The organism is Pseudoxanthomonas sp. LARHCG66, from assembly GCF_052871755.1.
Genome location: NZ_JBIXJW010000003.1, coordinates 86,548 through 98,470 on the forward strand (window position 1 = coordinate 86,548; position 11,923 = coordinate 98,470).

At 68.2% G+C, this 11,923-nt stretch carries 8 protein-coding genes; 2 read left to right on the top strand and 6 right to left on the bottom strand.

Annotation, left to right across the window (positions count from 1 at the left end; genetic code table 11):
* Positions 1-169 precede the first annotated feature (169 nt).
* The 4 genes from ACIPRS_RS10550 to ACIPRS_RS10565 form a co-directional block, all read right to left on the bottom strand.
* Positions 170-1,240: a class III poly(R)-hydroxyalkanoic acid synthase subunit PhaC gene (locus ACIPRS_RS10550; RefSeq protein WP_337730985.1), complete on the bottom strand. Its 1,071-nt coding sequence runs from the start codon at positions 1,238-1,240 to the stop codon at positions 170-172.
* Positions 1,237-2,634 carry a class III poly(R)-hydroxyalkanoic acid synthase subunit PhaE gene (gene phaE, locus ACIPRS_RS10555; protein WP_446538521.1) on the bottom strand — a complete coding sequence of 466 codons (1,398 nt, stop codon included), beginning with the start codon at positions 2,632-2,634 and terminating at the stop codon, positions 1,237-1,239. Before phaE ends, ACIPRS_RS10550 begins: the two co-directional genes overlap by 4 nt.
* 69 nt (positions 2,635-2,703) lie before the next feature.
* On the bottom strand, positions 2,704-3,318 hold the full coding sequence (locus tag ACIPRS_RS10560; protein ID WP_192201389.1) for a CDP-alcohol phosphatidyltransferase family protein: 615 nt from the start codon (positions 3,316-3,318) through the stop codon (positions 2,704-2,706).
* A gap of 208 nt (positions 3,319-3,526) precedes the next feature.
* Entirely contained in the window at positions 3,527-5,344 is a 1,818-nt protein-coding gene (locus ACIPRS_RS10565; RefSeq protein WP_446538522.1) for a 3-hydroxybutyrate oligomer hydrolase family protein, read from the bottom strand.
* A gap of 149 nt (positions 5,345-5,493) precedes the next feature.
* On the opposite strand from ACIPRS_RS10565, the gene ACIPRS_RS10570 reads away from it, so the two are divergent.
* Entirely contained in the window at positions 5,494-6,261 is a 768-nt protein-coding gene (locus ACIPRS_RS10570; RefSeq protein WP_446538523.1) for a 3-hydroxybutyrate dehydrogenase, read from the top strand.
* Between the two features lie 121 nt (positions 6,262-6,382).
* A complete protein-coding gene (locus ACIPRS_RS10575; protein WP_192201391.1) occupies positions 6,383-7,045 on the top strand; it encodes a response regulator in 663 nt (220 codons plus the stop codon).
* 747 nt (positions 7,046-7,792) lie between these two features.
* Here the strand turns inward: ACIPRS_RS10575 and ACIPRS_RS10580 are convergent.
* Positions 7,793-8,281, bottom strand: coding sequence for an NUDIX hydrolase (locus ACIPRS_RS10580; protein ID WP_446538524.1), 489 nt, complete (start codon positions 8,279-8,281; stop codon positions 7,793-7,795).
* A 96-nt stretch (positions 8,282-8,377) separates the two neighbouring features.
* Positions 8,378-11,722 carry a PAS-domain containing protein gene (locus tag ACIPRS_RS10585; RefSeq protein ID WP_446538789.1) on the bottom strand — a complete coding sequence of 1,115 codons (3,345 nt, stop codon included), beginning with the start codon at positions 11,720-11,722 and terminating at the stop codon, positions 8,378-8,380.
* Between the last annotated feature and the right edge of the window lie 201 nt (positions 11,723-11,923).

An 11,923-nucleotide genomic window follows, 5' to 3' on the forward strand; every position in this document is an offset into this window, starting at 1 on the left:
GTTTTCTTTTGTGGGAGCGACGTGAGTCGCGACCGCACGGCCCGATGCTCCAGTATCCCATCGTTCGCCTACCGGTCGCGTTGCGACGCGTTCATCATCGCGATACCCGGGATCCATCGGGGCGCGGTCGCGACTTGCGCCGCTCCTGCAAAAAGCGCAGCGCGCGCGGTCAGCGCGCGCGCTGGCCCAGCCAGTGGTGGATGGCCGAAGGCACTTCGCGTTGTGCACGACTGGACACGTAGATGCCGATGTGGCCACCCTTGAAGCTCAGTTCGGTGTAGTCGGCGGTGCCCACCACGTCCTTCAAGGCACGCGACGCATCCGGTGGCACCAGATGGTCCTGTTCGGCATAGATGTTCAGCACCGGCATGTCGACGAAGCCCAGGTCCACGGCCTCGCCACCGATCTCGATGCCCCCTTTGATGAAGCCGTTGCGCTGGTAGAACTGCTTGATGAACTGGCGGAAGGCCTCACCCGCCAGGTCCGGAGAATCGAAGATCCATTTTTCCATCCGCAGGAAGTCCTCGATGGCGCGCTTGTCGTCGAGGATGTCGACCAGTCCGACGTACTTCTGCAGGTTCAGACGGAACGGCTTCAGCATCAGGTAGCAGGCATTCATCATGTCCGCCGGCACATTGCCCAGCGCATCCACGAACAGGTCCACGTCCAGCTCGCGGGTCCAGTGCGAAAGCATGTTGTCCGGCGTATGGAAGTCCACCGGCGTGACCATGGTGATCAGGTTCTTGACCTTGTCCGGGTGCAGCGAGGCATAGCACAGCGAGAAGGCCCCGCCCTGGCAGATGCCGAGCACGTTGACGGCATCGCGTCCGCTGCTGTCGCGCAGGTGGTCCACCGCACCGTCGATGAAGCGGTTGATGTAGTCGTCGAGTTCGAGATAGCGGTCCGAGCGGTCCGGATAGCCCCAGTCGATGACGTAGACATCCTCACCCTGCGCCAGCAGGCCCTTCACCAGCGAGCGATCGTGCTGCAGGTCCACCATGTACGGCCGGTTGACCAGCGCGTAGACGATCAGCAGCGGGACCTTCGCGGTGGGGGCCTTCTCGCCTATGAAGCGGTACAGGACCACTTTGCCATCGCGCCAGACTTCCTGCTTCTGGGTGGCCCCGTAGTGCACATCCTCCACCTCCGGCAGCGTGTGCAGGCCGGCGGAGAGCTTCTGCGTCAGTGTGGTGGCTTCGTGGGCCAGGGCCTCGGCGGTGAAGTTGAGCGGTCCGTTCACTTGCGGCTACCCCGCTTGGTCTTCCTGCCGGTCTTGGGCGCGTCGACGGTCGCGTCGCGCGCGGCGTTGCGTGCCACCCAGTCCTTCATCGATACGACCGAGGTCGAAGGTGGTTTCGCACGCGCCGTGGGGGCAGGTTTTTTGGGGGCAGGTTTCGCCGCGACCGTCCTCGGTGTTTTCCTGGCGGGCGCCTTCTTCGTCCTGGCTGGCGTCCGCGCGGCCGCCTTGGCCACCGCGGGTACGGGTTCCTTGCGGGTGGGGGCCGGCGCCGCCGCAGCGACGGCCCGGCGTGCGCGTTTCTTCGGCGCTGTCTTCTTGGCGACGACGCGTTTTTTCGGCGCAGCCTTCGCTGGCGTGCGGCGGGGAAGCGTGCGCGCCTTAGCGGCTTTCGGCTTTGCGGGCGCGGGCGCTGGGGCCGGTGCCGGTTCCGCGATGACGGGGGCTTCGACCGGCGCAGGCGCATGCCGTGTCTCGGCACGGCGCGCGGGCGAGACCTGCGCGCGCGTCAGCTTGCGCAGCGCGCGCTCGAGTTCGACGATCTTGCGATGCGCGGAATCGACTTCCGTCCGCGTCGGCATGCCGAACAGCGTGCAGACCTGCTCGACTTCGCGCTGCACGCCCAGTCGCAGGCGCGCCTGCGCATTCGCCAGTCCACCATAGACGTGGCGGAAATCATCGGACATCGCGACCTGCGCATAGGCCTCTTCGGCCGCATCGATCCAGAGGTCGAACAATGCGCGTGCATTCTGCAACTGGCGGCCGGGCTCGGCATGCTGCTCCAGCTTGCGCTCGAAGCGCACGAACGCATCCTGCGCCACCTTCAGCATCAGCTGGTCGTAATCGCGCAGTTGCTGCTGGTAGTCCTTCTGCGCCTGCACCAGGTGCTGCCAGCGTTCCTGGTGCTCGCGCGCCAGGCCGAAGGTCGGCAGGTGCAGCCAGCGGTCGCCATCGCGCTGCAGGCCTTCCAGCCAGGGCTGCATCTGCTGCATCCAGCCATCCATGCCATGCGCGCCACCCTGCATGCTGCGGAAGATGTCCGCGAACGGATTTCCGGCAGGCGTGGGCGTGGCCATGCCCAGCGCCTCGCGCCAGGCACGGCCGATATCGGTGGCGTCGTGGTCGCGGCCGGTGAACTGCGCGGCCACCTGCTGCATCTGGCCGAACCACTGGCTGGCCTGCCGCTGGAAGCGCCCGACCGCTTCGTCCACCTGGGGCTGGCCACCCGGCACCAGCTTCGACCACCAGTCGACGGTCTGCTGCCAACCCGGCACGGCGCCCGGCATGGACATGGTCGGCGCACCGCCGGCCCGTCGCAGGGCATCACCCCAGAGACTCCAGTACTGCTGGGCCACCGACTCGAAGTCGCCCGGCCACGGTGGAACGGAATTCGTCATGTGCCCTCCCTTCCCGACCGATTCTAGCCGCGGCAGGCGGCGCGTGCATGACGCACCTTCACCTCACGATCAGGGCTTGGGGATCCGCAGCGTCTTGCTGATCATCAGCGTGCCGGAAATGGCGTACAGCAACACCAGCGGATGCAGCTGCCACGGACCGAGCTTCAGCGCACCCAGCCACAGGTCGGGCCCCACATGGCCCAGGTATGCCGCGACCGCCAGCACGATGACCAGCGCCAGGCTGGTGGGAATGGGCGTGCCCTCGAAGAACTTCACCTTGTCGCCACCATCGGCGAGCGTCTCGGCGGTGACGTTGTAGCGCGCGAGCCGGCTGACACCGCAGGCGACGAAGTACGACAGCACCAGCCAGTCCCAGCCACCCTGCATGCCGCAGGCATAGGCCAGCGCCGCCGGCGCCACGCCGAAGGAGATCACGTCGGCCAGCGAGTCCAGTTCACGCCCCAGCACCGAGGCCTGCTTGCGCCAGCGGGCCACGCGTCCATCGAGGGCGTCGAAGATGAAGGCCAGCGGGATCAGCGCCATCCCGATCATCAGGTCGCGCAGGATGCCCTCCTGCAGGAAACGCATCGACGCGAACACCGCACCGGTGCCGCAGAAGGCATTGCCCAGCGTGAACCAGTCGGCCAGCTGGAAGTCGCGGATCATCGAAAAGTGTCGGGACATGGCGGCGTACGTGTCGGGCCAGTCTCAAGAGTAAGGCCAAGCGGGTGAAGGCGCCGCAGCATTCCTTCTCCCCGTGAACGGGGAGAGGGTGCCAAAGGCGGGTGAGGGGCGAACGGAGACCGGATGCGCGTGCGCCAGGATTGTTGCCGCGCTCGCCCCTCACCCCCCCTCCGGGTACCTTCTCCCCGCATGCGGGGAGAAGGATTCATCAGCGCGGAATCGCCAGCTGACTGAGCTCGACGCTCCCCGCGCCCCGCGGATTGGCATTGATCAGCGCATTCGCCGGCAGCTCCCGGCTTCCATCCAGCGTGGCGTTGACCTGGTCCAGCGCGGCATAGACGTACGGCAGCAGGGGCACGTACCGCGCGCCGTAGGCCGGCAGCGCCAGGAAACCGTCGAAATGCTGCGCATGCCGCACCTGCCAGTAGCGCACGTCGGGATTGGCGGCGCGCGCCGCTTCCACATACGGCGCGCTGGAGAACGCCGGCGGCACCAGCCCGTCGTCCAGTCCATGGATCACCACCACCGGACGGCGCGTGCGCGGGAAGCGCGCGGCGGTCTGCGCGATGCCGGCCTGCACGCGACGCGCATCCTCGCCGGTACCGGTCTGCAGCGCACGCAGGCATTGCAGCCCCGGCAGAGTGAAGTCCGGCGCGGCCAGCTTCGTGTCGACGATGCCCACCCCGGCACCCGGTGGAATGCCGCTGCCATCGGACCACCACGCGGCCCGCTCGGCGGCGCTGGCAGTGCGCGCCGTGAAGTCGGCGTTCTGCGCGGAGAACGCGAAGCCGCACGGATGCTCGGCCACGCCATAACGGCCGTACGCGGAGGCATACGTCACCGCCACCGCCCGCCACAGGTCGAAGCCCACGCTGAGCGCGCCGGCCACCAGCGCCTCGTCGGTCCAGCCGTTCGCCTTCAACTGCGCATGCGCCGATGCCGCCTGCGCCTTCGCATCCGCGCCACCGACCAGGCCGGCCGCTTTCAGCATGGCGCAACGCGCCGTCCACACCGGTTCCACCTGCCCGCGCAGGGGCGGCTGCGGCAGGGTGTCGGCTGGCAGGTGCAGCAGCGCGCACGGCATCAGCAGCGCGGCTTCCGTGGTGTAGTCGTACAGCGAACGAGCGCCCGGTGCATCCGCCGCAAGGATGTTCGGCTCGCCCGCGACCACCGCATCCAGCCACTCGCCTTCTTCCTCGCTGGCACGCAGCACGGCACCACCGCCATTGGAAATGCCGACGGCGATGACGCGTGTATTGTCGAAGCGGAATGGCGCTGCCTGCGGAAACGCCTGGTCCAGCGCTGCCAGCGCGAACTCCGCGGCCTGCTTCACGTGGCGGCCCCAGTCTGCTTCCGGGTTGTCCTTGGAATGCGCATGCTTGACGGCAACGCCGCCGGCACCGACCGGCGCATCCGGCACGAACGCCAGCGGATCGACGCCAAGTTCGCCAACGGTGCCTTCCTCGCGCGCGCCCTTCTGCTCATCCAGATCGAAGTAATCCGTGCCGGCGCCCTTGTCGGTGTAGGCCACGGCGCAGCCCTTGGGCAGGCCCCACGGCGCGGCGACCGCGATGGCGCCGTAGATGCCGCGCGAGCCGGACGAGGCGGTGACGACAACGCAGCGCCTGGTGGCATCGAAATCGTCCGGCACCTGCACCAGCACGCGGTGCGGCTGCGCGGCGCCGGGGACCTTCGCCAGCGCCGAATACTCGCGACCGGGTACTGCAGCCACGCTGCCATAGGCCTGGCCGTAGCCGCCCGTCAGCGAGAGGTCGGCGATGCCACGCCAGTTGCCCCAGATCGCGCGGCGGCGCAGCTCGGCGGACGTGGGATTGGCGGGATCGGCGAACGCAGGCGCCGCCATCGCGCGCAGGCCGTGGAGGCCCAGGCCCGCCGTGAGCAGGTCGTCGGTGCCACGGTGCTCGGTGACGCGCTGCGGTTGGATCATGTGGGCCACGGCCTCGGGCTTGGGCGGCGTGCTGCTGCAGGCGGTCAGCGCCGCGCCGAGCAACAGTCCGCAGGACATTCGCAGGTTCGCATTCATGCGTGGAGGGCGCCCATGGTTCCGGTCATTGCCACGAAACTACCCTGTGCGGGAATCCCCGTCATCGTACTTTGGTACCACGAACCCGTCGCGCCTGCCTGCTACCCTAGCCGCAGCACGCAGGAGCCCCCATGCAACAGACCCATACCCTCCTCATCACCGGTGCCGCCAGCGGCATCGGCGCCGGCATCGCCGCGCAACTGGCCGAAGCCGGACGCCACGTGATCGTCAGCGACCTCAATCTCGACGCCGCCGAAACCGTGGCCACGCAGATCCGCGCCGACGGCGGTTCCGCCGAAGCGGTCGCCCTCGACGTGACGTCGCAGGAGAGCATCGATGCCGCCCTGGCGACGATCTCGCGCCCGGTCGATGTGCTGGTGAACAACGCCGGCCTGCAGCATGTCTCGCCGCTGGAGGATTTTCCCATCGAGACGTGGGACTTCCTGGTGCAGGTAATGCTGGTGGGCGTGGCGCGCCTGACCCGTGCGGTGATGCCGGGCATGCGCGAACGCGGTTTCGGCCGCATCGTCAACATCGGCAGCATCCACGCACTGGTAGCCAGTCCGTACAAGAGCGCCTACGTGGCCGCCAAGCACGGCCTGGTCGGTTTTTCGAAGGTCATCGCGCTGGAAACCGCCGACACCGACATCACCATCAATACCGTGTGCCCGAGCTACGTGAAGACGCCGCTGGTGGACAAGCAGATCGCCGACCAGGCGCGCACGCGCGGCATCTCCGAGGCCGACGTGGTCAGCCAGGTGATGCTGAAGCCGATGCCGAAAGGCGTGTTCATCGGCCTGGACGAACTGGCCGGCATCACCGCCTTCCTCACCTCGCCCGCCGCGCGCAACATCACCGGCCAGACGATCGTGGTGGACGGCGGCTGGACGGTGCAGTGAAAGCCGGGAGTCGAGGACCGGAAGTGGAGAAGGGAAGCGCCTGTATCCGTTCTGTTGCCCCGCTCAAGGCAACCCGCTCGGTCGATCCACGATTGCCCCTCCCCGATTCCCAGCAACCCCCATGCCCAACCTGCTGATCGCCGATGACCACCCGCTGTTCCGCGCCGCATTGCGTGGCGCGGCGGCGGATGCCGTGGCGCAGCTGTCGGTGCGCGAAGCCGAATCGCTGGACGGCGTCATCGCCACGCTGGAAGCGCACGACGACATCGACCTGGTGCTGCTCGACCTGCACATGCCGGGGAACCATGGGCTCGCAGGCCTGGCTGCGATCCGGGCACAGTTCCCGGCCGTGGCGGTGGTGGTGGTATCGGCCAATGACGATCCGCGCGTGGTGCGGCGTGCGCTGGACCACGGTGCGGCCGGCTACCTGCCGAAGAGTTCCGGCCTGGACGAACTGCGGGATGCGATCCGCAGTGTGCTGGCCTGCGAGCAATGGCTGCCGGCCTCGCTGCGCGGTGCGGTCGCCCGCGCCCAGTCATCCGAACACGACACCGATCTCGCCGGCCGCCTGGCCAGCCTGTCGCCGCAGCAGTTCCGCGTACTGACGCTGGTGGCGCAGGGCCTGTTGAACAAGCAGATCGCGGATCGCCTCGACGTGCAGGAACGCACGGTGAAGGCACATCTGTCCGCGATCTTCGACCGCCTGGGCGTGCGCAACCGCACCCAGGCCGGCGTGGTGCTGCGCGAGCTCGAGCTGGCGGATCCGGCGCGGCATATCGAGTAATCCCGTACGTAGCATGCGGAGACAGTCCCTTAGTCCCCGACGTCATCCCAGCGCACGCTGGGATCCCTCTTGACTCCCCAGTTGCTTCACCTCCGCGTGCTGCCCGGCAAAAGCAACATGGGTCCCAGTGTTCGCCGGGACGACGAAACCCTCTGCCACCCCTGGCCGTCATCCCAGCGCATGCTGGGATCCATCTTGACTCTGCATTTGCTTCGCTTGGGCTGTACTGCCAAGCAAAGGCAACACGAGTCCCAGTGTTCGCCGGGACGACGACCCCCTTCGCGTGGAACATGCAGCTGACGCGAGCCCCGACGAGGTGCGGTCATTTTTTCGCCACACACCTTGACAGCGTTGCGCCGCAACGCCTGCTACCGCTTATCCACATGTTGATCGACAGACCATCCACACCGGGTGTGGACAACCCGGACACCGACCCGTCACCGCCTGGTCAAAAATTCGCCACACATCTTGACAGGCCCGCAGCACAAGGCGTCGACGCGGTTATCCACATGGTTTCCCAAACCCGATCCACACGGCATGTGGACAAGCCGGAGCGTGGAACATGCGACCGCCCTCTGCAGGAGCGATGTAAGTCGCGACCGTGGACCCTAACCTCCTGCGTTCCATGGATAACAGGAACGAGGAGGAACATGCGTCGTAGGAATCAGCGCTCATCCAAGGTGCAGTGACCCCTTCGCATTCCGGTCGCGACTTACATCGCTCCTACAGGGTCAAGCAGCGAGGCCTTCAGATCCGCGAGTAGTCCCACGAGACCATGCGACCCTCGTGGTACGGCATGACGCCGTGGAATCCGCGCGGGTCGTCGTCGAACACCAGCGGCAGGAAGTGGCGGTCGCCGTCCCACAGCGGCAGGTCCAGGATCTTCTCCACCGGCACCCATTCCAGCGTGCCTTCGGGATTGGAGGCGAAGGGTGTGCCGCTGTAGGCCGTGATGACGAAGACGAACCCGAGCCAGTCCTCGCCTTGCTTGCCGAAGCCCGGCCAGCTGATCGTGCCGCGCAACGCCATTTCCTCGCAGTCGATCCCGGCCTCCTCGTGGATCTCGCGACGCATGCCGGCCACCACGTCCTCGTCCCGTTCGATCTTGCCGCCCAGGCCGTTGTACTTGCCCAGGTGCTGGTCGTCCGGACGCGCATTGCGATGGATCAGCAGTACCTGCGAACGATCGGGCGACAGCACATAGCCGAGGGTGGCGACGATGGGGGTGTAGGGCATGCGCGGGTTCCTGTGCAACGGCCGTGCATTCTAGCGTTGGCTGTCGTGGGAGCGACGTGAGTCGCGATGGCCGCACCCGCAAACCCACTTCGCGAACTACGTCGCTCCCACGGCCGCGGACGCCCGCGCGGCCAACAACCGATCCAGCACCGACTTCAGCGCCAGCGGGCGCACCGGCTTGGCCAGCAGCGGCAGTTCCGCATCACGGACGGCACGGCGCACGGCATCGGTCTGGTCGGCGGTCAGGATCAGGCATGGACGGTGCCCATACGAGGCACGCAGGCGTTCGACCAGCGCGACGCCGGTATCGCCCGCATCCAGGTGGTAGTCGAACAACCAGAGATCCGCATTCCGTTCGCGCAATGCGGCATCGGCTGCTGCGCCATTGTTGGCGGTCGCCACGCTGCACCCCCAGCCTTCCAGCACCTGGCGCAGCGCAGCCAGTGCCGCGGGATCGTTGTCGACCGCCAGCACATGGCGGCCGGCCAGGCCGGGCTTGCCGGCCAGCGAGGGCATCGCCACCGGCGCCGCCACGCGCACCAGGTCGACCGCGAAGACGGCGCCGCGCCCCACCCGGCTGCGCAGCGACAGCGGTGCATCGAGCAGCACGGCGATGCGGTCCGCGATCGACAGGCCCAGGCCCAGGCCCTGCCCGGGCACATCGTCGCCGCGACGGAATTCCTCGAAGATCCGGCGCTGGTCGGACTCGGCAATGCCCGGCCCCGTGTCCCACACCTCGATGCGTACATGCGTGTGGCGCCAGCGCACGCCGAGACGCACGCCGCCGCGTGCCGTGTAGCGCACGGCATTGGCCAGGAAGTTCTGCAGGATGCGGCGCAGCAGTTGCGGATCGGTATGCACCCACGCGCGCGTCGGCACAGTGTCGAACGACAGGCCGCGCTCATGCGCGAGCACGCGGAACTCGGAGGCCAGCGGCTCCAGCACTTCCATCAGCGGCAGGTCGCGCGGCTCGGGCAGCAGGCCGCCGGCTTCCAGCCGCGACATGTCCAGCAGGCCGGTCAGCAGATCGGTGGTGGAATCCAGCGCACCACGCACCTGCAGCGCCGTCTCGCGCTGCCGTGCTTCCGGCAGCTGCTGCGACAGCGCGTCGGTGAACAGCTGCGCCGCGTGCAGCGGCTGCAGCAGGTCGTGGCCGATCGCGGTCAGGAAGCGGCTCTTCGCATCGTTCGCATGCTCGGCCTCGCGCTTGGCGGTCTCCAGCAGCGCGGTGCGTTCGACCACGCGCTGCTCCAGCGTCTCATTGGCCTGCTTGAGTTCGCGCTCGGCCTGGCGTGATGCGGTGACGTCGGTGTAGGTGGCCACGAAGCCGCCGCCCGGCATGGGATTGCCGCGCACCTCCACGATGCTGCCATCCGGGAACACGCGTTCGGTCAGATGCGGCGTGCCGGCGCGCATGAAGGCCAGCCGCCGGTCCAGCGCACGCTCGTCGTGTCCGCGCTGCGGCATGCGCTGCAACGCCCAGCGGGTCAGGTCGGCGATGGGACGCCCGACCTGCAGCAGATCGGACGGGAAACCGAACATCTGCGCATAGCGCCGGTTCCATGCCACCAGCCGCTGCTCGCGGTCGATCACGCTGATGCCCTGGCTCATGTTCTGCAACGCGGCCTCCAGCACCTGCTGGTTGAAGCGCAGGTCCTGCGATGCTTCGCCGACGATGGCCGCCACCGTCTCCAGGTCGCCGGTTTCGCGGCGTGCCGCATCCAGCAGGAGCCGTGCGGACGCAGAGCCCAGCACCGCCGACAGTTCGCGCTCAAGCCGGGCTTCGATGATCGCCGGCACCGTTCCGTTGCGCGGCGCGTCGGCCAGCAGTTCCTCCACGCGCTCGCGCGGCAGGAAGCGACGGCCGGCATCGCGCAGCGTCTTCGCATCGAAGCCCCGGCTGTCGGCGCGGCGCGGCGCCGCACCGCGCCAGCTGGCCACCAGCAGCGTGACCACGGTGCCTGCGAACAGGCTGACACCCACGGCGCGGCCCAGGCGGCTCCACCCTGTGAGGCCGAAGAAGCCGTCGGGCGACAGGCCAGCCAGACCGAACGGCCCCGTCTGCAGCCATGCCGGCGAAACGCCGCGTGCGTCCATCGCCACCGGCAACAGCAACAGCCATGCCCATACCAGGAACCCGGCCACGATGCCGGCAATGACGGCCCGCGGCGATGTCTGCGGACGCCAGATGGCAAATGCGAGCGCGGGCGCCAGCGTAGCCAATGCGGAGAACGACACCGCGCCCACATCCGCCAGCGCGTCGTTGCCCGCGATCAGGCGGCTGTACGCCCACGCCAGCAGCATCACCGCCACGATCCCCACGCGCCGTTGCGTCAGCACGGCCCCGCGCAGGTCGCGTCCGGTACCGCGCACCCAGCCGCCCCGCAACAGGCCCGGCGCCAGCCAGTGGTTGCCGATCATCAGGCTGAGCGTGAGCGTGCTGACCACCACCATGCCGGTGGCCGCGCTCAGGCCGCCAAGGAACGCCAGCAGCGCCAGGCCCTGGTGCCCCTGCGACAGTGGCAGCGCCAGCACGTAGAGGTCGGAGGGCACCGCATCGCCGAACATCGCGCCGCCCGCGCGCGCCAGCGGCAGCAGCGGTGCCGCCATCAGCACCATGTACAGCGGAAACAGCCAGCGCGCGGTACGCACGTGGCGTTCGTCCCGGCACTCCACCACGCCCACGTGCACCTGGTGCGGCAGGGTGAACATCGCCAGCACGCCCAGCGCCACCAGCGGCAGGAAGCCGTAGGTGGTGGAGGCAGGCGCCGGTGCCGGGGGCGGCACCTCCAGGTCGGGCAGGCCGAACCACACGAACAATCCCAGCGCCAGCATCGCCGCCAGCTTGAACAGCGACTCGAACGCCATCGCCAGGATCAGGCCGCGGTTGTGCTCCACCGCGCTCGCGCGGCGCGTGCCGAACAGCATCGCGAACACCGCCATCGCCAGGGCCACGTACAGCGCGCTGTCCTGCCACGCCGGCAGCGCATCGTTGCCCGGCGAACGGGTGAGCAGCGCGAAGCTCATCGCCACCGCCTTCAGCTGCAGCGCGATGTAGGGAACCAATCCGAGCGCGGCGATCAGCGTGACCGTGGCCGCCAGCCAGCCGTCCTTGCCCAGTCGCGTGGCGATCAGGTCGGCGAGCGACGTGGCATTCGACTCGCGCGCCATCCGCACCAGCCGCACCAGCAGGAACGCACCGAAGACGTACAACAGGATGGTGCCGACGAAGGTGGGCGGCAGTGGCCAACCGTAGCGAGCGGCCTGGGTCACCGTGCCGAAGAACGTCCACGAGGTGCAGTACACCGCCAGCGACAGCGCATAGATGTACGGCCACTGCACCGCCAGCACGCGCGGATGGCGCTCGGCATACAGCGCGGATCCGAACAGCACGCCGAGCCACAGCAGGCCGGCCAGCACCACCATGCCGACGCTCAGCATGAGGCCCCCCGTGGCAGCGGCCTCAGCCGCGACCGTGGAAACGAAGCGTCCGGGAAGACGACCCGCCGCGCGGGCGGGCTGCGGCATGTCATCTGCCGCAAGGCGACGCGTTCATCGAGCATGCGGTCACGGCTGAGGCCGCTTCGACAAGAAGATACGGATGTCGGGCGAAGCATCGGCATGGGCCGGAGCATAACGCAG